Genomic DNA, 21,115 nt, shown 5'->3' with positions numbered 1-21,115 from the left:
GCTTGAAACGGCGCGAACCGGCGGCGACGCAGGTTCCCTGCAGGAGTGTAGCTCAATTGGTAGAGCACCGGTCTCCAAAACCGGGGGTCGCAGGTTCGAGCCCTGCCACTCCTGCCAGATTTTCCCCAATCATTTGAACGTGTTGGCCGAGGTCCTGGACCCCGGCCATGATTGTGTTCACTCACTTGATGAGCGGGCAGCCGCCGTCCTTCAGCGGCCGGAATGCCTGGTCGCCGGGCACCTCGGCGAGCACCTTGTAGTAATCCCACGGCGCCTTGGATTCCTCAGGTCTCTTGACCTCGAACAGGAACATCGAGTGCACCATGCGGCCGTCCTCGCGCACCACGCCATTGTCGGTGAAGGCGTCGCGGACCGGGGTCGCGCGCATCTTCGCCAGCACCGGCCTGGTCTCCCTGGTGCCGGCGGCCTTCACCGCGTTGAGGTAGTGCAGGGTGGCGCTGTAGGTCGCGGCCTGGTTCATGGTCGGCATCCGCTTCATGCGCTCGAAGAAGCGCTTGCCGAAGGCGCGGGTGCGGTCGTTGAGATCCCAGTAGTAGGCCTCGGTGATGATCAGGCCCTGCGCGAGCTTCAGCCCGAGGCTGTGAATGTCCGAGATGAACATCACGATGCCAGCCAGATTCTGCCCGCCCGCGACGATGCCGAATTCGGCGGCCTGCTTGATCGCATTGATGGTGTCGCCGCCGCCATTGGCGAGGCCGACGATCTTGGCCTTCGACGACTGCGCCTGCAGCAGGAAGGAGGAGAAGTCCGGCGTGTTGAGCGGATGCCGGGCGCTGCCGAGCACCTTGCCGCCGGCGGCGCGGACCACATCGCCGGTGTCGCGCTCGATCGAGTGGCCGAACACGTAATCGGCGGTGATGAAGAACCAGCTGTCGCCGCCGTTCTTCACGATCGCGCTGCCGACGGTGTGGGCGTTGGCGTAGGTGTCGTAGGTCCAGTGCAGCGTGTAGGGCGAACAGGACTTGCCGGTGATGTCGGAGCTCGCCGCATCCGTCACGATCATGATCTTCTCGAACTGCTTCGACATCTCCATGCCGGCGAGTGCGGTCGCCGAGGTCGGCATGTCGATGATCATGTCGACGTTCTCGGCCTCGTACCATTTGCGGGTGATGGTGGCGGCGACGTCGGCCTTGTTGAGAGCGTCGGCGGTGACGAGCTCGATCGGCTTGCCGAACATCGAGCCGCCGAACTCCTCGATCGCCATCTTGGTGGCTTCGACATTCCCGGCGCCGCCGATGTCCGAATAGACCGACTGGAAATCGGTCAGCACGCCGATCTTGAGCGGTGTCTGTTGCGCGAGCGCGGGCCCCGCCAGCGCGGCGGCGATCAGGCCGGCCGCAGACAGACTCGTGACGATGGATTTCATGGTGATGCGCCTCCCCAGGGTGTTCTTATCGGCTTGTCCGACAAAGCTAGATTTGCCCGGTTCCGGTGTCAATTCCGGCCGATCAGGTGCGACAATCCGGCCCAGAATTGCCTATTTGACGCTCCAAAGGCCTTCGCTTATCCTTTGTCCGACAAACGACAATGGGGAGCCCGAGGTGTCCGCCACGCCGCTGTTCCGGCGCATCGATGTCGCGCCGGCCTACCAGAAGGTCGCGGACGCGATCGAACGCGAGATCATCAACGGCCGGATCAAGCCGGGCGAGCCGATCGGCACCGAGCAGCAGCTCGTCGCGCAGTTCGGCGTCAACCGCTCGACCGTGCGCGAAGGCATTCGTGTGCTCGAGGAGGGCGGGCTGATCCGCCGCGATTCCAGCCGCCGCCTGCAGGCCTGCCTGCCGCGCTACAACAAGCTCGCCACGCGGCTGTCCCGCGCGCTGATCCTGCACGAGGTGACGTTCCGCGAATTGTTCGAGACGTCGATGACGCTGGAAGTCGCGAGCGTCGAGGGCGCGGTGGAGCGTGCGACCGAGGCGAACATCGCCGAACTCGCCGGCAATCTCGAGCGCAGCGCTGCGGTGGCCGGCAATCCCGCCGATCTCGCCGAGCTCGATGCGGAATTCCACGTGCTGATGGCCAAGGCCTCGCAGAACCGCGTGCTGCAGCTCGCCCGCGAGCCCGCCGCGCAGCTGTTCTTTCCGACCACCGAGATGATCGTTGGCGGCGTGCCGGAGGGCGGCGCGCGCCTGGTCGAGGCGCATCGCCACATCCTCGATGCGATCACGCGGCGCGACAAGGAGGCCGGCGTGCTGTGGACCCGGCGGCATTTGCAGGACTGGCGGCGCGGCTTTGAGAAGATCGCCTCGCTCGATCGCTCGGTCGAGCACACCTACATGGAACATGCCTACGCCGCCCGGCAATAGCGATGGCGCGGCGAAAACAACACAACGACAAAAAGCACATTCGGGAGGGACAAATGAGCGGAGACATCGCAGCAACCATCCAGCGCGCCCGCGAGCACAGCATCGGCGATCTGTTGCGCCGGTCGGCCAAGCGCTACCCCAACAAGACCGCGCTGATCTGCGGCGAGGTGAGCTGGAGCTTCGCGGAGATGGACGCGATCTGCAATCGGCTCGGGCGCGGCTTGCTTGCGCTTGGCATTGCGAAGGGCGATCGTGTTGCAGTGCTGTCGCGCAACTCGCATGGTTTCGCCGCGCTGCGCTTCGCGGTGGCGCGGATCGGCGCGATCCTGGTGCCGATCAACTTCATGCTCAATCCCGACGAGATCAATTTCATCCTCGCCAATTCCGGCGCGAAGCTGCTCGCGGTCGGCCCCGATTTCGTGGAGACCGCGCACACCGCGGCCGCCAAGGGCTCGGCGGTCGAAACCCTGATCTGGCTGCCCGGCGAGGATCCGGCCACCGCGCCCGACGGCATCACGACGTTCGACAGCCTGCTGCACAGCGACGCGTCGGCGCCGGAGGCCTCGGTCGACAGCCGCGATCCCGCGCAGATCATCTACACCAGCGGCACGGAGTCGCTGCCGAAGGGCGCGATCCTGACCCATGAAGCCGTGATGTGGCAGTATGTCAGCTGCATCATCGACGGTGGCATGGCGACCGAAGACACCGTGCTGCACGCGCTGCCACTTTATCACTGCGCACAGCTCGACGTCTTCCTGGGGCCCGCGATCTATCTCGGCGCCACCAGCCTCATTACCGGCAAGCCGGTGCCCGACAACGTCCTGGCGCTGATCGCGGCCCACAAGATCAATGCGTTCTTCGCGCCGCCGACGATCTGGATCGCGATGCTGCGCTCGGGCGCGTTCGATCGCACCGATCTGTCGACCCTGCGCAAGGGCTATTACGGCGCCTCGATCATGCCGGTCGAGGTGCTGCTCGAATTGCAGCGCCGGCTGCCCGACGTGAAGTTCTGGAATTTCTACGGCCAGACCGAAATCGCGCCGCTCGCGACCGTGCTGGCGCCGGAGCACCAGCTGCCGAAGGCCGGCTCGGCCGGCAAACCCGCGATCAATGTCGAGACGCGGGTGGTCAGGCCGGACATGACCGACGTCGGGGTCGGGGAGGTCGGTGAGATCGTGCATCGCTCGCCGCATCTGTTGTCCGGCTACTACAACGATCCGGTAAAGACGGCGGCAGCGTTTGCCGGCGGCTGGTTTCATTCCGGCGATCTCGCGACCGTCGATGCCGACGGCTACATCACCGTCGTCGACCGCGTGAAGGACATGATCAAGAGCGGCGGCGAGAATGTCGCGAGCCGCGAGGTCGAGGAGATGATCTACCGGCTGCCCGGGGTGTCGGAGGTCGCGGTGGTCGGGCTGCCCGATCCGCGATGGATCGAGGCGGTAACCGCGATCGTCGTGGTCAAGGCGGGCGAGAGCCTCGATGCCGAGGCCGTGATCAAGCACTGCGCGGCGTCGATGGCCCATTTCAAGGTGCCGAAGCGGGTCATCTTCGTGGATGCCCTGCCGAAGAACCCGAGCGGCAAGCTGCTCAAACGCGAGTTGCGCCAGCGCTACGTCGGTGGCGCCACGCTGGATCAGGCGGTCCAGAAGAGCTTTGTCGGATAGACCGGCTATTGGCCAGTCGTCGCAGGCGCCTTGTCCGACCACTCCGGCGGCAAGCCAAGCTTGCCGGCGGCCATGCCGATCAGGCCGGGGTTGCGGCCGAACGCCTCGCAGGCCGCGTATTTCGGCTTGCCGCCGAGCGAGGCGCCGATCTTGTCGAGTGACGGCAGCTGCGGCGGCTTGCCGAACGGTGTCGCGCCGGTGACGACCAGCTTGCTGAAATCGTCGCTGAAGGAGGACGCAAGATCGTAGGCGTCAGCTGCGCTCGAAGCCCGCGGCGTGTTGGTGAATGAATTTGCGCCGCGCGCCCAGACCATCGCCGCTTGCTGATGGCTGGCCGGATCGCGCACCTCGGCTTCGACGGTGAGGCTGCCGAGACCGACCGGCAATCGCGGTATCGGGACGGGCACGTTGGCGCTGAGCGCGGTCGGCAGAAAGCCGATCACCGTGGAGGCGCCCGCGGCGACCTCATCGGTGGGCGCCGCCTGGGTGACGAGCGCGTGCGCGGTCAGATCGGCTGGCTGATCGGGAGCGACGACTTGGAGCCGATCGCTGAGGCCGACGCAGAGCGAACGGTCGATCATGTTGGCGACGAGGTGCCGCTGCTCTTGCGACAGCGTCGGCGAGGCCGACTGCGCGAAGGTCGTCGGCACGATCCGCACCGTCTTCGCGGCGAGCACGTCGTCCTTGTTGACGTGAACCAGCGATTTCGCGAGCAGCCCGTCGGATGGGGTCAGCTTGTCGTAGGATGCCAGCGATCCGCCCGTGGTCATCGGCGCGCTGGCGCAGCCTGACAACAGCGCCATTGCCGCAACTCCGGCAAGCGAGGACGACCGAACATACCGGCGATCGAGCTGCGCCCGGCCCGTGCGCTGCCCATCAGTCGCAGCACCCGGTAGAAACTGGATTCTCATATTGCCCCTCGAACGACCGCTCACCCCGGAAACGATCGCATGTCACGATAGGGCGGGGCCGCCGAGACCGGGATTAAGAGATATTAAGTCAGTTATAGACCGCGAAACCGTGCGACCTATTTGAGCCACATTTGGCCGTGCAGGCTTAACAAAACGCTATATTTGCTCGCTGCGCATCCGAGGCCGACGCCTCTAAAATGCCGTGATGCAAATCCTGGAATACGATCTCGTGGCTCTCCCCGTCAGCAACGCGCACATTCTCTGCGTCGAGGACGACGCCGATATCGCGCGCATGCTGGCCGAGGTGCTGCAGGACAACGGCTTCAGAGCGGTGCTGGTCGGTTCGGCCATCGAGATGGATGCGTTGCTCAAGCGCGAGAGCTTCGATCTCATCGTGCTCGATGTGATGCTGCCGGGCGAGGATGGACTGAGCATCTGCCGGCGCCTGCGGATGTCGTCCACGATCCCCATTATCATGGTGACGGCGCGGGGCGAGGATATCGACCGCATCCTCGGCCTTGAGCTCGGCGCCGACGACTACGTCACCAAGCCGTTCAATTCGCGCGAGCTGGTGGCCCGCATCCGCGCGCTGTTGCGTCGGGTCGAGAGCGGCGCCGCGTCGCGCTCCCGGCCACGTCCTTTGACCTTTGCCGGATGGCGCATCAATCCGACCACGCGCGAACTGCATGACCCGGCCGGCGTGCGTATCACGCTGACCGGGGCCGAGTTCGATCTGCTGCTGGCGTTCTGCCGCAATCCCGGCCAGGTGCTGTCGCGCGAGCAACTGATCGAGCAGGCCTTTGGCGGTTTGATCGCATCGGTCGAGCGCAGCGTCGACGTCCATATCAGCCGCATCAGGCAGAAGATCGAGCCGGATCCGAAGGACCGCTCGATGATCAAGACGGTGCGGCTCGGCGGCTACCTCTTCACGCCTGCGGTCGAGCAGATATGATGGGGTGGGTGCAGCGGCTGATGCCGCGCAGCATCGCTGCGCAGATCATGAGCCTGGTCGCGCTGTCGGAACTGATCGGCATCACGCTCGCGGCGGCAGGCATCATTTTTTTGTTCGATTCTCCCTCGGTCAACGACACGCAGAAGTTTCTTGCGGGGCGGATCGCGGAGGTCGCACAGCTCCTGCGCTCCACGACGACGCCAACCGAAGCGGATGGGCTGCTGGCCGCAGCGAGGCGCGGCGGTCTCGATGTCAGGCGCGTCGCGTTGAGCGAACTCGTGCCTCGGACGATCGGAGAGACGCGGCCGTCCATGCGGGCGTTTCGGCAACTGGCGGCCGAGCCTGGAATTGAGTTGCTGGAGGAATTGCGTCATCCGGCAGGCTCGGCGTCACAGGTGATCGTGAAGCTCGACGACGGCCACGCGCTGATGGCCGACGTCGCGACCACCGGCCGCTTTTGGTCCTTTGTGCTCCGTCCGGCGGCCGCGATGGCGACTATCGTGTTGATCTCGATGCTGTTGCTGTCGGTCTATGCGGTGCGTTGGGTAATCGCACCGCTGGCCGAAGTCGCGCGCGCCGCGACGTCGTTCGGCCGCTCGCCGCGGGCTCCCGAGGTGCTGCACCGGCGCGGTCCGCTTGAAATCGCCCAGGTTGCCGACGCGTTGAACGATATGCGCACCCGTATCGCTGCGCTGCTCGACGACCGCACGCGGATGCTGGCCGCCATCAGTCATGACCTGCGGACGCCGCTGACGCGGCTCAGGTTGCGCTCCGAGCGGGTACGCGAAGATGCACTGCGCACGGCGATGCTAGCTGATATCGCCAAGATGACGCGCATGATCAACGAGACGCTGGAGTATCTTCGCGACGATGCGCGCTCGGAGGCGCTGTCGTGCATCGACCTGCCGAGCTTTCTGCAGACGATCTGCTCGGACTTTGCCGACACGGGCCACGCGGTGTCCTATTCCGGGCCGGCGCGACTGCCCTATGTCTGCCGGCCCCGTGCGCTGTCGCGGGCCGTCACCAATGTCGTGGAGAACGCTGTCAAGCACGGCAGCTTGGTCGTGGTGACGCTCCGCCTTACGGAGGCCGACCACGTCGAGATCGAGGTGGCCGACGATGGTCCCGGCATCCCGCCGGCACTGCACGACAGGGTGTTCGAGCCCTTCTTCAAGGCTGACAACGCACGACAGGACGGCGGCTTTGGGCTGGGACTGTCGATTGCCCAGGATATTGCCCAACGTCATGGCGGCAGCATCGCACTCAGGCTGCGGGAGCCGAGTGGATTGCTTGTATCGATGCTGCTGCCGCCAAAACCCGCCCTGGCCTAGACGAGCGACGGTTATCTCGGCAGCAAGCGGGGATATCGCCGGGCGCCGGCTAAGCCCTTGATTTGAGAGGCCCCGCTCCAATCTGCCCGAGTGGGGCCCCGGGTAGGGCGCACCCCGCCGACCTTGACCTTTGGCCGGTCTCGCAGTAGATACCCGGCACTCGCAGCCGGCCCGCTTTGATCGCGGATATCCGGCGCGGCCTAATTCCCCGAACATTCGAGCTCGTTTGTCGGCTCAACCTTCCAAACGAGGGCTGGGTCCGCAAGGTCGGCTGTTCGGATTCCTTGAAACGTTGCAAATCGTCCGGAGACGGACGCGGATCTCACGATGGCTTTCAGCCCGTTCAAATTCCTGCAGGAAGTGCGCTCGGAGACCAACAAGGTCACCTGGCCGACGCGCCGCGAGACGACCATCACCACCATCATGGTGTTCGTGATGGTGGCGCTGGCCTCGATCTTCTTCTTCGCCGCGGACCAGGTCATCCGCTACCTCATCACCCTGGTATTGGGCATCCACTGATGAGCATGGGAACTCAATTGATGGACAAGCGCTGGTACATCGTTCACGCCTATTCGAACTTCGAGAAGAAGGTCGCGGAATCGATCCGCGAGCAGGCCAAGCAGCGCGGGCTGGAAGAGCTGTTCGAGCAGGTGCTGGTGCCGACCGAGAAGGTCACCGAGGTGCGCCGCGGCCGCAAGATCGACGCCGAGCGCAAGTTCTTCCCGGGCTATGTGCTGGTGAAGATGAAGCTGACCGACGAGGCGTTCCATCTGATCAAGAACACCCCGAAGGTGACCGGCTTCCTGGGCGCTGAAAACAAGCCGATGCCGATCTCGGAATCGGAGGCGATGCGGATCCTGCACCAGGTGCAGGAGGGCGTGGAGCGTCCGAAGGCGTCGGTGTCGTTCGAAATCGGCGAGAACGTGCGCGTGGCCGACGGCCCGTTCGCCTCGTTCTCCGGCGTGGTGGAAGAAATCGACGAGGCGCGCTCGCGCGTGAAGGTCGCGGTGTCGATCTTCGGCCGCGCGACCCCCGTGGAACTGGAATTCGGTCAGGTCGAAAAGGTGGTCTGACCGGACGGCGTGGGGTATATGCCCCGCGTCAAGTGAGAGGCCGTGGGAGGGAGGAGGCGGTCGCCAGCCCCTTCAACCGAACCACGGAACCTGAAACCGCCGGCACCGTCCGGCACAACAGGAGTGATAGATGGCAAAGAAAGTGACCGGATACCTGAAGCTTCAGGTCCCGGCCGGTGCGGCGAATCCTTCGCCCCCGATCGGCCCCGCGCTTGGTCAGCGCGGTCTCAACATCATGGAGTTCTGCAAGGCGTTCAACGCGCAGACCCAGAAGGAAGAGAAGAATACCCCAATCCCGGTGGTGATCACGATCTACGCCGATCGTTCGTTCACCTTCGAGATGAAGACGCCCCCGATGTCGTTCTTCCTCAAGCAGGCTGCCAAGATCCAGTCCGGCTCGAAGGCGCCGGGCCGCGACAAGGCCGGCCAGGTGACCAAGGCGCAGGTGCGCGAGATCGCCGAAAAGAAGATGAAGGACTTGAATTGCGACACCATCGAATCGGCCATGAAGATGGTCGAGGGCTCTGCCCGTTCGATGGGTCTGGAAGTTGCGGGGTAACGGGCCATGGCAATCGGAAAGCGTTTGAAGAAGGCCCGCGAGGGTGTCGATCGCGAGAAGCTCTACCCGCTCGCGGACGCCATCAAGATGGTCAAGGAGCGCGCCAAGTCGAAGTTCGACGAGACGATCGAGATCGCGATCAATCTCGGCGTCGACCCGCGCCACGCCGACCAGATGGTCCGCGGCGTCGTCAACCTGCCGAACGGAACCGGCCGCACGCTGCGCGTCGGCGTGTTCGCGCGCGGCGCCAAGGCTGAGGAAGCCAAGGCCGCCGGTGCCGACGTCGTCGGTGCCGAAGACCTGGTCGAGAAGGTGCAGGGCGGTGCGATCGACTTCGATCGTTGTATCGCTACTCCCGACATGATGCCGCTGGTCGGCCGCCTCGGTAAGGTGCTCGGTCCGCGCGGCATGATGCCGAACCCGAAGATCGGCACCGTGACCATGGACGTCACCAACGCCGTGAAGGGCGCCAAGGGCGGCTCGGTTGAGTTCCGCGTCGAGAAGGCCGGCATCGTGCAGGCCGGCATCGGCAAGGCCTCGTTCTCCGAGGACAAGCTGGTCGAGAACGTCAAGGCGCTCGCGGATGCGGTCTCCAAGGCGAAGCCGGCGGGTTCCAAGGGCACCTACATCCAGCGCGTGGCGGTTTCGTCCACCATGGGCCCGGGCGTGAAGGTCGAGCCGGGCACGATCCTCGGCTGAGGTCTGTGGCCGTGACGAGATAGACAGGGCGGGATCGGGCAACCGGTTCCGCCCTTTGTTTTGCCGGAGCGCTTTCGCGCGAAGTGGCCACCGGCTCGCGTGAAGAAGACCCGCCAAGACGAGAATCCAAAGCCTCGTCCCGATTCAATCGGAACGGAAAAGGCTCCAGGTGAAGCCTCTCGCAGGAAACAACAGCAATGCCCGATAAGGTCCTGGTCTATTCGCGCTTTCCGAGAAACGAACTGGTGCGCTTCGGCGAGCGCTACGAGCTGCTGAATGCCGCGGGCAAGCGGCCGACCGAGATGTTTTCGGCGGCGGAGCTTGGCGAGATCCGGGCGATGATCACGGCGGGCGGGACCCCGCTTGGCGGCGAGGCGATGGACTTGCTGCCGAAGCTTGGCGCGATCATCTGCTACGGCACCGGCTATGAGGGGATCGATCTTGCCGCCGCCGCCAAGCGCGGAATTGCGGTCGGCCACAGCCCCGGCGCCAATGCCGCATCGGTTGCCGACATCGCGGTGACGCTGATGCTGGCGGCGACGCGCCGCCTGCCGGTCGCCGACAACTATGTCCGCAGCGGCGACTGGATCGCCGCCAAGCCGTCGCCGATGATGCGGCCGCAGGCCGGCATGCGCGGCCGCAAGGTCGGCGTGTATGGTCTCGGCGAGATCGGCCGCAAGATCGCGGCGCGGGTCGCGGCGTTCGAGACCGAGGTCGGTTATTTCAGCCGGTCACGGCAGGACGTGCCGTATCAGCACTTTCCGAGCCTCGAGGCGCTCGCCGACTGGTGCAGTGTGCTGATGATCGCGGTGCGCGCCGGCGCGGACACGGTTCACGCCGTCAATGCCGACATCCTGCGCCGGCTCGGCAACAGCGGGATCGTGGTCAATATCTCGCGCGGCTCCGTCATCGACCAGAAGGCGCTGGTCGCGGCGCTGACCGATGGCGCAATCGCCGGCGCCGGCCTCGACGTGTTCGCGAAGGAGCCGCACGCGCCGGACGAACTGACGGCGCTGCCGAACGTCGTGCTGTCGCCGCATATCGGAGGCCACACCCTGGAATCGCACGTGGCGATGCAGGACTGCGTGCTCGCCAATCTCGAGGCGTTCTTCGTCGGCAAGCCGTTGCCGTTTGAGGTAAGGGGCGCCTGAGCGGGAACCGGTTCCGGCCTCGGAACCGGTTCCCCGGCTGCAATGTGAAACTGGTCTGAAATTTGCTCTTGGCAAGTAGCGCGGGACCGGTTACATAGCGGCTTCCGGGCGTGCTGGCACTTGCTGGCATGTCCGTGCTCGCATTCCGAAAACCTGAGATGATAGGAGATCATTCCTTTCCGCATGCCCGCAAGGATGCTCGAAAGGAAGGAAACCCGTCGCCTCCAACGGAATGAGAGCAGGGCGTTCGGCCCCGGCCGATAGCCCGATCCTGTCCGAGACTGCAGGCGCCCGCGAGAACTTCGTGTTTTCAACGGCTTAATCGCATGGCCTGCATAGACGGGTGAAGACCGGATTTTGTGCTCCACGTCGCGGCCTGTTCGCGGCTGGGAGGCTGGTTTGGTTCGAACCTCGACAGCCCATGGCCGCAAGGCTCTGGGAGGGCAGGCTTCTAGATGTCGTCTTGCCCGGCATGTCCGAAGGGTCTTGCGCCCAACGGATCAGGTTTAGGGCGGGACGATGGGTGCAACCCGGCGGTCCTGCCTTCGCGGAAAGGCCGCCAACCGGAAAGAGCTTGCTGTGGAACGAGCGGCAAAAAAAGAGGCGGTCGGACAGCTCAACGAGGCCTTCAAGGCCACGAGCGTTGCGATCGTCGCTCACTATTCCGGCCTCACCGTGGCCCAGATGCAGAAGCTGCGCATGCAGATGAAGCAGGCGGGTGCGTCGGTGAAGGTCTCGAAGAACCGTCTCGCCAAAATTGCTCTTGAAGGCACTGACGTCGCTGCCATCGGTTCCCTGCTGAAGGGGCCGACTGTGATCGCTACTTCGAACGATCCGGTCGCGGCGCCAAAGGTTGCCGTCGAATTCGCCAAGGCGAACGAAAAGTTCGTCATCCTTGGCGGCTCGATGGGTAAAACCGTCCTGAATGTCGACAGCGTGAAGGCGCTTGCCTCACTGCCGTCGCTCGACGAACTGCGCGGCAAGATCGTGGGCCTCATCGTGGCGCCGGCGACCAAGCTCGCTCAGCTGTCGAACGCGCCTGCGGCCAAGCTCGCACGCGTCATTCAGGCTCATGCCTCAAAGAGCGAAGCGGCCTGACCCTTCGCTAATCTCAAAACCTGGTTCGAACCAAACGTTTAAGGAAACAGATCAATGGCTGACTTGCAGAAAATCGTCGACGACCTCTCGAGCCTCACCGTGCTCGAAGCCGCCGAACTCGCCAAGCTCCTCGAAGAAAAGTGGGGCGTCTCGGCCGCTGCCGCCGTCGCGGTTGCCGGCCCGGCTGGTGGCGGCGCTGCCGCTGCTCCGGCTGAAGAGAAGACCGACTTCACCGTCGTGCTGGCTGCCGCCGGCGACAAGAAGATCGAAGTCATCAAGGAAGTCCGCGCCATCACCGGCCTGGGCCTGAAGGAAGCCAAGGACCTCGTCGAAGGCGCTCCGAAGCCCGTCAAGGAAGGCGTCAACAAGGACGAAGCCGAGAAGATCAAGGCCCAGCTCGAGAAGGCTGGCGCCAAGGTCGAGCTCAAGTAATGCGCGATCCGGGAGCGCCGCAGGGCGCTCCCGGGCCTGCAAACGGCGTGCGACAGGTTGTCGCGTGGCGCGTCGGACACAAAAAAGTGTGGGGATCCGTGGACTTAACCCTCGAATCTCCTTTATTGCCATCCCATATCGGGTTGGCAGCAGAAAAACACGGTAGGCGGCGGGGGCGGCAGGGCACCCGGCGGAAGCCGTTGGGAGACAGTCAGATTTCGGGCTTTTTCAGTCCGTAAAGCGGAGCGTTTGGACGAGCGGGTGCAGTGATGCGCCTCGCGCGTCGTTTTGCGTTTTGGAGGCGATGGGGCCAGGCCGGGGATTTAATTCCTGACTTTGCGCTTCGTTCCTTCGGGACGATTCGAAATTCAACCCGGGGGCGATGGCAATCGCGTCCCGGAAGGTTCGCCCCACAAAGGCGACGAAAATGAGAGGCCACGATGGCGCAGCAGACATTCACCGGTCGCAAACGCGTACGCAAGTTTTTCGGTCACATCAAGGAAGTCGCCGAGATGCCGAACCTCATCGAGGTTCAGAAGGCATCCTACGACCAGTTCCTGATGGTTGACGAGCCGGCCGGCGGTCGCCTCGACGAGGGCCTGCAGGCAGTATTCCGCTCGGTATTTCCGATCTCGGATTTTTCGGGCACCTCGATGCTCGAATTCGTCCGCTACGAGTTCGAACAGCCGAAATATGACGTCGACGAGTGCCGCCAGCGCGGCATGACCTTCGCTGCGCCGCTCAAGGTGACGCTGCGCCTCATCGTGTTCGATATCGACGAGGAAACCGGCGCCAAGTCGGTGAAGGACATCAAGGAGCAGGACGTCTACATGGGCGATATCCCGCTCATGACGATGAACGGCACCTTCGTCGTCAACGGCACCGAGCGCGTCATCGTCTCGCAGATGCACCGTTCGCCCGGCGTGTTCTTCGACCACGACAAGGGCAAGACCCATTCGTCCGGCAAGCTCTTGTTTGCCGCGCGCGTGATTCCGTATCGCGGTTCCTGGCTCGACATCGAGTTCGACGCCAAGGACATCGTGTTCGCGCGCATCGACCGCCGCCGCAAGCTGCCCGTGACCTCGCTGATGTACGCGCTCGGTCTCGACGGCGAGCAGATCCTGTCGACCTTCTACAAGAAGATCACCTACAAGCGGACCAAGGACGGATGGCGCGTGCCGTTCGATGCCAACCGCTTCCGCGGCTACTCGACCATCAACGACCTGATCGACGCCGACACCGGCAAGGTGGTGCTCGAGGCCGGCAAGAAGCTGACCGTGCGCAGTGCGCGCCAGATGCAGGAAAAGGGCCTCAAGGCGCTGCGGATGTCGGACGAGGAACTCGTCGGCAACTATCTCGCCGAGGATCTCGTCAACCCGAAGACCGGTGAGATCTACGCCGAAGCCGGCGAGGAGATCACCGAGAAGTCGCTCAAGGTGCTGAACGAGCAGGGCTACAAGGACCTGCCGCTGCTCGACATCGACCACGTCAATGTCGGCGCCTACATCCGCAACACGCTCTCGGCCGACAAGAACATGACGCGTGAGGACGCGCTGTTCGACATCTACCGCGTGATGCGTCCGGGCGAGCCGCCGACGCTGGATTCGGCGCAGGCGATGTTCCAGTCGCTGTTCTTCGATGCCGAGCGCTACGACCTCTCCGCGGTCGGCCGCGTCAAGATGAACATGCGCCTCGAGCTCGATGCGCCCGACACCCATCGCACGCTGCGCAAGGAAGACATCCTGGCGGTCATCAAGACGCTGGTCGACCTGCGCGACGGCAAGGGCGAGATCGACGACATCGACCACCTCGGCAACCGCCGGGTGCGCTCGGTCGGCGAGCTCATGGAGAACCAGTACCGGATCGGCCTGCTCCGCATGGAGCGCGCCATCAAGGAGCGCATGTCGAGCGTCGATATCGACACCGTGATGCCGCAGGACCTGATCAACGCCAAGCCCGCGGCTGCCGCGGTGCGCGAGTTCTTCGGTTCCTCGCAGCTCTCGCAGTTCATGGACCAGACCAACCCGCTGTCGGAGATCACCCACAAGCGGCGCCTGTCGGCGCTGGGCCCGGGCGGTCTGACCCGCGAGCGTGCCGGCTTCGAAGTCCGCGACGTGCATCCGACGCATTACGGCCGTATCTGCCCGATCGAAACGCCGGAAGGTCCGAACATCGGTCTGATCAACTCGCTGGCGACGTTCGCGCGCGTCAACAAGTACGGCTTCGTCGAGACGCCCTATCGCAAGATCAAGGACGGCCGGGTCACCGACGAGGTGGTCTATCTGTCGGCGATGGAAGAGGGCCGCTACCGCGTCGCGCAGGCCAACGTGCCGCTCGATGCCAAGGGCCGCTTCACCGACGATCTGGTGGTCTGCCGTCATGCCGGCGAAGTGCTGCCGGTGACGCCGGACAAGGTCGACTACATGGACGTGTCGCCGAAGCAGCTGGTTTCGGTCGCCGCGGCGCTGATCCCGTTCCTCGAGAACGACGACGCCAACCGCGCGCTGATGGGCTCGAACATGCAGCGCCAGGCGGTGCCGCTGGTTCGCGCCGAGGCGCCGTTCGTCGGCACCGGCATGGAAGGCGTGGTCGCCCGTGACTCGGGCGCGGCGATTGCCGCGCGCCGCTCGGGCGTGATCGACCAGATCGACGCCACCCGCGTCGTGATCCGCGCCACCGAGGATCTCGATCCGACCAAGTCGGGCGTCGATATCTACCGGCTGATGAAGTACCAGCGCTCCAACCAGTCGACCTGCATCAACCAGCGTCCCCTGGTGAAGGTCGGCGATATCGTCAAGAAGGGCGACATCATCGCTGACGGTCCGTCGACCGATCTCGGCGAGCTCGCGCTCGGCCGCAACGTGCTGGTCGCGTTCATGCCGTGGAACGGCTACAACTTCGAAGACTCGATCCTGCTCTCCGAGCGGATCGTGAAGGACGACGTCTTCACCTCGATCCATATCGAGGAGTTCGAGGTGATGGCCCGCGACACCAAGCTTGGTCCTGAGGAAATCACCCGCGACATTCCGAACGTTTCGGAAGAAGCGCTGAAGAACCTCGACGAAGCCGGTATCGTCTACATCGGTGCGGAAGTCCGCGCCGGCGACATCCTGGTCGGCAAGATCACGCCGAAGGGCGAGAGCCCGATGACGCCGGAAGAGAAGCTGCTCCGCGCCATCTTCGGCGAGAAGGCCTCCGACGTCCGCGATACCTCGCTGCGCGTGCCTCCGGGCGTGCAGGGCACCATCGTGGAAGTCCGCGTCTTCAACCGTCACGGCGTCGACAAGGACGAGCGTGCGCTGGCGATCGAACGGGAAGAGATCGAGCGTCTGGCCAAGGACCGCGACGACGAGCAGGCGATTCTGGACCGCAACGTCTACAACCGCCTCGCCGAGCTGCTGGAGAACCGCCAGGGCATCGCCGGCCCGAAGGGCTTCAAGAAGGATACCAAGATCACCCGTGCGGTGCTCGACGAGTATCCGAAGTCGCAGTGGTGGCTGTTCGCCTCGCCGAACGACAAGCTGATGGCCGAGATCGAGGCCATGCGGAAGCAGTACGACGAGTCGAAGAAGGGCCTCGAGCAGCGCTTCCTCGACAAGGTCGAGAAGCTGCAGCGTGGCGACGAGTTGCCGCCCGGCGTGATGAAGATGGTCAAGGTCTTCGTCGCGGTGAAGCGCAAGATCCAGCCCGGCGACAAGATGGCCGGCCGTCACGGCAACAAGGGCGTGGTGTCGAAGATCGTGCCGATCGAGGACATGCCGTTCCTCGAGGACGGAACGCATGCCGACATCGTGCTCAATCCGCTCGGCGTGCCTTCGCGCATGAACGTCGGTCAGATCCTTGAGACCCATCTCGGTTGGGCCTGCGCCGGCCTCGGCAAGCGCATCGGTCAGACCATCGACGCCTACTATCAGAAGCAGGATCTCAAGCCGTTGCGCGAGACCCTGAAGAAGATCTATGGCGAGGATGAAACCATCAAGTCGCTGAACGACAACGAGCTGGTCGAACTCGGCCGCAATCTGAGCCACGGCGTGCCGATCGCAACGCCGGTGTTCGACGGCGCCAAGGAAGCCGACATCGAGGAGATGCTGAAGCTCGCGGGCTTCGACGCCTCCGGCCAGTCGACCGTCTATGACGGCCGCACCGGCGACCAGTTCGATCGCAAGGTGACGATGGGCTACATCTACATGCTCAAGCTGCACCATCTCGTGGACGACAAGATCCACGCGCGTTCGATCGGTCCGTACTCGCTCGTCACCCAGCAGCCGCTGGGCGGCAAGGCGCAGTTCGGCGGCCAGCGCTTCGGCGAAATGGAGGTCTGGGCGCTGGAAGCCTACGGCGCCGCCTACACGCTGCAGGAGATGCTGACTGTGAAGTCGGACGACGTCGCCGGCCGTACCAAGGTGTACGAGGCGATCGTGCGCGGCGACGACACCTTCGAGGCCGGTATTCCGGAATCGTTCAACGTGCTGGTCAAGGAAATGCGCTCGCTCGGCCTCAACGTCGACCTGCACAATTCCAAGGTGGGACCGGCGTCGACGTCGGAAGCGGCCGAGTAACGCGATGATTTACGCCCGGCGCGAAAGCGCCGGGCCTTCGCGCTCCGCTCGGACGTTGAGTGGGGCGCGCGTTGAATAAAAGTTTCGAATTTGCTGCCGGTGACGATCGGCACGCGAGGAGAAGACCATGAATCAAGAGATTATGAATCTTTTCAATCCGACGACGCCGGCTCAGGTCTTCGACCAGATCCGGATTTCGATCGCGTCTCCGGAGAAGATTCTGTCCTGGTCGTACGGCGAGATCAAGAAGCCGGAGACCATCAACTACCGCACCTTCAAGCCGGAGCGTGACGGCCTGTTCTGCGCGCGCATCTTCGGGCCGATCAAGGACTACGAATGCTTGTGCGGCAAGTACAAGCGGATGAAGTACAAGGGCATCATCTGCGAGAAGTGCTCGGTCGAGGTGACGCTGTCGCGCGTCCGGCGCGAGCGCATGGGCCATATCGAGCTGGCGGCGCCGGTCGCCCACATCTGGTTCCTGAAGTCGCTGCCGTCGCGCATCGGCCTCTTGCTCGACATGACGCTGAAGGATCTCGAGCGGATCCTCTATTTTGAATACTACGTCGTTCTCGAGCCGGGTCTCACCGCGCTGAAGGACCGTCAGTTGCTGTCGGAAGACGAGTATCTGAAGGCGCAGGACGAGTACGGCCAGGACAGCTTCACCGCCATGATCGGCGCCGAGGCGATCCGCGAACTGCTGAAGGGGCTTGAGCTCGAAAAGCTCGAGGCGACGCTGCGTGCCGACATGGCGGAGACCGACTCCGACATCAAGCACAAGAAGCTCGCCAAGCGTCTGAAGATCGTCGAGGCCTTCCGCGTCTCCGGCAACAAGCCGGAATGGATGATCATGACGGTGGTGCCGGTGATTCCGCCGGACCTGCGTCCGCTGGTGCCGCTCGACGGCGGCCGGTTTGCGACCTCGGACCTCAACGACCTGTATCGCCGCGTCATCAACCGCAACAACCGCTTGAAGCGGCTGATGGAGCTGCGTGCGCCTGACATCATCATCCGCAACGAAAAGCGCATGCTGCAGGAGGCCGTCGACGCACTGTTCGACAACGGCCGCCGCGGCCGCGTCATCACCGGCGCCAACAAGCGCCCGCTGAAGTCGCTCGCCGACATGCTGAAGGGCAAGCAGGGCCGGTTCCGTCAGAACCTGCTCGGCAAGCGCGTCGACTATTCGGGCCGTTCGGTGATCGTGGTCGGTCCCGAGCTGCGCCTGCATCAGTGCGGCCTGCCGAAGAAGATGGCGCTCGAGCTGTTCAAGCCGTTCATCTACTCGCGGCTCGACGCCAAGGGCCTGTCCACCACGGTGAAGCAGGCCAAGAAGCTGGTCGAGAAGGAGCGTCCGGAGGTCTGGGATATCCTCGACGAGGTGATCCGCGAGCATCCGGTGCTGCTCAACCGCGCGCCGACGCTGCACAGGTTGGGCATCCAGGCGTTCGAGCCGGTGCTGATCGAAGGCAAGGCGATCCAGCTGCATCCGCTGGTCTGCGCCGCCTTCAACGCCGACTTCGACGGCGACCAGATGGCCGTGCACGTTCCGCTGTCGCTCGAAGCGCAGCTGGAAGCGCGCGTCCTGATGATGTCGACCAACAACATCCTGCATCCGGCGAACGGCCAGCCGATCATCGTGCCGTCGCAGGACATCGTGCTCGGCCTCTACTACGTCTCGATCATGCGCGAAGGCCTGCCCGGCGAGGGCAAGATCTTCGGCGACATGGCCGAGCTCGAGCACGCCCTGCATTCGAAGGTCATCCACCTCCACACCAAGATCAAGTACCGGTGGGAAGGCCTCGACGAGGAAGGCAAGATGTCCAAGCGGTGGATCGAAACCACCGCCGGCCGCGTCATGCTCGGCAACCTGCTGCCGAAGAGCACCAAGATCTCGTACGACATCATCAACAAGCTGATGACCAAGCGCGAGATCTCCGGCGTGATCGACCAGGTCTACCGTCACTGCGGTCAGAAGGAGACGGTGATCTTCTGCGACCGCATCATGGCACTCGGCTTCTACAACGCCTTCAAGGCGGGCATCTCGTTCGGCAAGGACGACATGGTCGTGCCGGCGTCGAAGTGGAAGATCGTGGATCAGACCCGTACGCTGGCGAAGGATTTCGAGCAGCAGTACAATGACGGCCTGATCACCCATGGCGAGAAGTACAACAAGGTCGTCGACGCCTGGTCGAAGGCCGGTGAAGAAGTCGCCAAGGCGATGATGAAGGAGATCTCGTCCACCAAGAAGACGGCGGCGGGCGCGGATGCCGACATCAACTCGATCTACATGATGGCGCACTCCGGTGCGCGTGGTTCGCCGGCCCAGATGCGCCAGCTCGCCGGCATGCGCGGCCTGATGGCCAAGCCGTCGGGCGAGATCATCGAGACGCCGATCATTTCCAACTTCAAGGAAGGTCTGTCGGTGCTCGAGTACTTCAACTCGACCCACGGCGCTCGCAAGGGCCTCGCGGACACCGCCTTGAAGACCGCGAACTCCGGCTACCTGACCCGCCGTCTGGTCGACGTCGCGCAGGACTGCATCATCACGCAGACCGATTGCGGCACCAAACTCGGCATCAAGATGCGCGCCATCGTCGATGCCGGCACGGTCGTTGCCTCGCTCGGCTCGCGCATCCTGGGCCGTACGGCCTGCGATGACGTGCGCGATCCCGCCACCAACGAGGTTGTCGTCAAGCGCGACACGTTGATGGAGGAGACCCATGTCGACGCGATCCAGCAGGCCGGCATCCAGGAAGTGAAGATCCGCTCGGCGCTGACCTGCGAGCTGGTCAACGGCATCTGCGCCAAGTGCTACGGCCGCGATCTGGCCCGCGGCACCCCGGTGAACCACGGTGAGGCCGTCGGCGTCATCGCGGCACAGTCGATCGGTGAACCCGGCACGCAGCTGACGATGCGCACGTTCCACATCGGCGGCGCCGCCCAGCTCAACGAGCAGTCGTTCGTCGAATCGAACTTCGACGGCAAGATCGTGATCAGGAACAAGGCGATCGCCCGCAACAGCGAAGGCAACCTGGTCGCGATGGTGCGCAACATGGTCGTTGCGATCGTCGACGCCGACGGCACCGAGCGTGCAACCCACCGTATTCAGTACGGTTCGAAGATGCACGTCGACGAAGGCGACATGGTCAAGCGCGGCCAGCGCATCGCGGAGTGGGATCCCTATACCCGCCCCGTGCTCACCGAAGTCGAGGGCACGATCGGTTTCGAGGATCTGGTCGAAGGCCAGTCGATCTCGGAAACGCTCGACGAGTCGACCGGTATCGCCAAGCGCGTGGTCATCGACTGGCGCACGACGCGCGGCGGTTCGGACCTGCGTCCGGCCATCGTGGTCAAGGGCAAGGACGGCAAGGTGATGAAGCTCGCGCGTGGCGGCGATGCCCGCTACATGCTGTCGGTCGACGCCATTCTGTCGGTCGACATCGGCGCGAAGGTGATGCCCGGCGACATCCTGGCGCGTATCTCGACCGAGAGCGCCAAGACGCGTGACATCACCGGCGGTCTGCCGCGGGTGGCGGAACTGTTCGAGGCTCGCAAGCCGAAGGATGCGGCGATTATCGCGGAGACCGCGGGAACGATCCGCTTCGGCCGCGACTACAAGAACAAGCGCCGCATCTCGATCGAGCCGATGGACAAGACCGAGGAGCCGCGCGAGTACCTGATCCCGAAGGGCAAGCACATCCACCTTCAGGACGGCGACATCGTCGAAAAGGGCGATTTCATCGTCGAAGGCAATCCGGCGCCGCACGACATCCTGGCGATCAAGGGCATCGAGGAACTCGCTGCCTATCTGGTCAACGAAATCCAGGAGGTCTACCGGTTGCAGGGCGTGCTCATCAACGACAAGCACATCGAGGTGATTGTCCGTCAGATGCTGCAGAAGGTCGAAGTCACCGATCAGGGCGACACCGACATGATCTCGGGCGAGCAGGTCGACAAGATCGAGTTCGACGCGCTCAACACCAAGGCCAAGGAGGAGGGCAAGAAGCCCGCCACGGGGACGCCGGTTCTGCTCGGCATCACCAAGGCGAGCTTGCAGACCCGCTCCTTCTTCTCGGCGGCGTCGTTCCAGGAGACCACGCGCGTGCTCACCGAAGCTGCCGTCAACGGCAAGGTGGACCCGCTCGAAGGCCTCAAGGAGAACGTCATTGTCGGCCGCCTGATCCCGGCCGGCACCGGCGCCTCGATGGCGCGGATTCGCGAAGTCGCGGTCAAGCGCGACAAGCTGATCCTCGACGAGCGCGAGAAGCAGCAGGCGGCGATCGTGCCGACGGCTCCGGAAGCGGAGCCGCTGGCGCTGCCGCCCGCGGAATAGGCATCCGCAAGACTACGGTAGTCAGC

At 64.1% G+C, this 21,115-nt stretch carries 15 protein-coding genes and 1 tRNA gene; 14 read left to right on the top strand and 2 right to left on the bottom strand.

What is annotated here, in order from left to right; genetic code table 11:
• Positions 1 to 41: 41 nt before the first annotated feature.
• Positions 42 to 117: transfer RNA gene (locus JQ573_RS09360), tRNA-Trp, on the top strand.
• 64 nt (positions 118 to 181) lie between these two features.
• Here JQ573_RS09360 and JQ573_RS09355 read toward each other — a convergent pair.
• Positions 182 to 1,387, bottom strand: a complete 1,206-nt coding sequence (locus JQ573_RS09355) for an ABC transporter substrate-binding protein (RefSeq protein WP_212309678.1) — start codon at positions 1,385 to 1,387, stop codon at positions 182 to 184.
• Between the two features lie 175 nt (positions 1,388 to 1,562).
• Here JQ573_RS09355 and JQ573_RS09350 point away from each other — a divergent pair, with 175 nt between their 5' ends.
• A complete protein-coding gene (locus tag JQ573_RS09350; protein ID WP_212309677.1) occupies positions 1,563 to 2,327 on the top strand; it encodes an FCD domain-containing protein in 765 nt (254 codons plus the stop codon).
• 53 nt (positions 2,328 to 2,380) lie between these two features.
• Positions 2,381 to 3,994 (top strand): acyl-CoA synthetase, encoded by a 1,614-nt coding sequence (locus JQ573_RS09345; RefSeq protein ID WP_212309676.1) that lies wholly within the window; start codon positions 2,381 to 2,383, stop codon positions 3,992 to 3,994.
• 5 nt (positions 3,995 to 3,999) lie between these two features.
• On the opposite strand, the gene JQ573_RS09340 is transcribed toward JQ573_RS09345, so the two are convergent.
• Positions 4,000 to 4,797: a DUF3313 domain-containing protein gene (locus tag JQ573_RS09340; protein WP_249131559.1), complete on the bottom strand. Its 798-nt coding sequence runs from the start codon at positions 4,795 to 4,797 to the stop codon at positions 4,000 to 4,002.
• Between the two features lie 313 nt (positions 4,798 to 5,110).
• Here JQ573_RS09340 and JQ573_RS09335 point away from each other — a divergent pair, with 313 nt between their 5' ends.
• The 11 genes from JQ573_RS09335 (at position 5,111) to rpoC (ending at position 21,089) form a co-directional block, all read left to right on the top strand.
• Positions 5,111 to 5,857 (top strand): response regulator, encoded by a 747-nt coding sequence (locus tag JQ573_RS09335; RefSeq protein ID WP_212309674.1) that lies wholly within the window; start codon positions 5,111 to 5,113, stop codon positions 5,855 to 5,857.
• Positions 5,858 to 5,904: 47 nt separating this feature from the next.
• On the top strand, positions 5,905 to 7,188 hold the full coding sequence (locus JQ573_RS09330) for an ATP-binding protein (protein WP_249131558.1): 1,284 nt from the start codon (positions 5,905 to 5,907) through the stop codon (positions 7,186 to 7,188).
• 327 nt (positions 7,189 to 7,515) lie between these two features.
• Positions 7,516 to 7,707, top strand: coding sequence for a preprotein translocase subunit SecE (gene secE, locus JQ573_RS09325; RefSeq protein ID WP_044538526.1), 192 nt, complete (start codon positions 7,516 to 7,518; stop codon positions 7,705 to 7,707).
• A 20-nt stretch (positions 7,708 to 7,727) separates the two neighbouring features.
• Positions 7,728 to 8,261: a transcription termination/antitermination protein NusG gene (gene nusG / locus JQ573_RS09320; protein WP_044538613.1), complete on the top strand. Its 534-nt coding sequence runs from the start codon at positions 7,728 to 7,730 to the stop codon at positions 8,259 to 8,261.
• A 130-nt stretch (positions 8,262 to 8,391) separates the two neighbouring features.
• Positions 8,392 to 8,820 carry a 50S ribosomal protein L11 gene (rplK, locus tag JQ573_RS09315; RefSeq protein WP_066499365.1) on the top strand — a complete coding sequence of 143 codons (429 nt, stop codon included), beginning with the start codon at positions 8,392 to 8,394 and terminating at the stop codon, positions 8,818 to 8,820.
• Positions 8,821 to 8,826: 6 nt separating this feature from the next.
• Complete coding sequence (gene rplA / locus JQ573_RS09310; RefSeq protein ID WP_029081784.1) at positions 8,827 to 9,519, top strand: 50S ribosomal protein L1; 693 nt, start codon at positions 8,827 to 8,829, stop codon at positions 9,517 to 9,519.
• A gap of 197 nt (positions 9,520 to 9,716) precedes the next feature.
• The gene (locus JQ573_RS09305) at positions 9,717 to 10,670 is read left to right on the top strand and encodes a 2-hydroxyacid dehydrogenase (protein WP_212309672.1); all 954 of its coding nucleotides are present in this window, start codon (positions 9,717 to 9,719) and stop codon (positions 10,668 to 10,670) included.
• A 579-nt stretch (positions 10,671 to 11,249) separates the two neighbouring features.
• Positions 11,250 to 11,768, top strand: coding sequence for a 50S ribosomal protein L10 (gene rplJ / locus JQ573_RS09300; RefSeq protein WP_092115003.1), 519 nt, complete (start codon positions 11,250 to 11,252; stop codon positions 11,766 to 11,768).
• Between the two features lie 54 nt (positions 11,769 to 11,822).
• Positions 11,823 to 12,200, top strand: coding sequence for a 50S ribosomal protein L7/L12 (gene rplL, locus JQ573_RS09295; protein WP_092115002.1), 378 nt, complete (start codon positions 11,823 to 11,825; stop codon positions 12,198 to 12,200).
• Positions 12,201 to 12,640: 440 nt separating this feature from the next.
• A complete protein-coding gene (gene rpoB / locus JQ573_RS09290; protein ID WP_097675067.1) occupies positions 12,641 to 16,759 on the top strand; it encodes a DNA-directed RNA polymerase subunit beta in 4,119 nt (1,372 codons plus the stop codon).
• A 127-nt stretch (positions 16,760 to 16,886) separates the two neighbouring features.
• Complete coding sequence (gene rpoC / locus JQ573_RS09285) at positions 16,887 to 21,089, top strand: DNA-directed RNA polymerase subunit beta' (protein ID WP_092115000.1); 4,203 nt, start codon at positions 16,887 to 16,889, stop codon at positions 21,087 to 21,089.
• Positions 21,090 to 21,115 lie beyond the last annotated feature (26 nt).

It is taken from the genome of Bradyrhizobium sp. AUGA SZCCT0105 (assembly GCF_018129565.1).
Taxonomy (GTDB): domain Bacteria; phylum Pseudomonadota; class Alphaproteobacteria; order Rhizobiales; family Xanthobacteraceae; genus Bradyrhizobium.
This window is presented reverse-complemented; position numbering and strand designations above follow the sequence as displayed.

Coding starts and splice junctions, on each gene's coding strand:
- JQ573_RS09355 (WP_212309678.1), bottom strand. CDS start 1,387: ATGAAATCCATCGTCACGAGTCTGTCTGCGGCCGGCCTGATCGCCGCC.
- JQ573_RS09345 (WP_212309676.1), top strand. CDS start 2,381: ATGAGCGGAGACATCGCAGCAACCATCCAGCGCGCCCGCGAGCACAGC.
- JQ573_RS09340 (WP_249131559.1), bottom strand. CDS start 4,797: ATGGCGCTGTTGTCAGGCTGCGCCAGCGCGCCGATGACCACGGGCGGA.
- JQ573_RS09335 (WP_212309674.1), top strand. CDS start 5,111: ATGCAAATCCTGGAATACGATCTCGTGGCTCTCCCCGTCAGCAACGCG.
- JQ573_RS09330 (WP_249131558.1), top strand. CDS start 5,905: ATGAGCCTGGTCGCGCTGTCGGAACTGATCGGCATCACGCTCGCGGCG.
- secE (WP_044538526.1), top strand. CDS start 7,516: ATGGCTTTCAGCCCGTTCAAATTCCTGCAGGAAGTGCGCTCGGAGACC.
- nusG (WP_044538613.1), top strand. CDS start 7,728: ATGGACAAGCGCTGGTACATCGTTCACGCCTATTCGAACTTCGAGAAG.
- rplK (WP_066499365.1), top strand. CDS start 8,392: ATGGCAAAGAAAGTGACCGGATACCTGAAGCTTCAGGTCCCGGCCGGT.
- rplA (WP_029081784.1), top strand. CDS start 8,827: ATGGCAATCGGAAAGCGTTTGAAGAAGGCCCGCGAGGGTGTCGATCGC.
- JQ573_RS09305 (WP_212309672.1), top strand. CDS start 9,717: ATGCCCGATAAGGTCCTGGTCTATTCGCGCTTTCCGAGAAACGAACTG.
- rplL (WP_092115002.1), top strand. CDS start 11,823: ATGGCTGACTTGCAGAAAATCGTCGACGACCTCTCGAGCCTCACCGTG.
- rpoB (WP_097675067.1), top strand. CDS start 12,641: ATGGCGCAGCAGACATTCACCGGTCGCAAACGCGTACGCAAGTTTTTC.
- rpoC (WP_092115000.1), top strand. CDS start 16,887: ATGAATCAAGAGATTATGAATCTTTTCAATCCGACGACGCCGGCTCAG.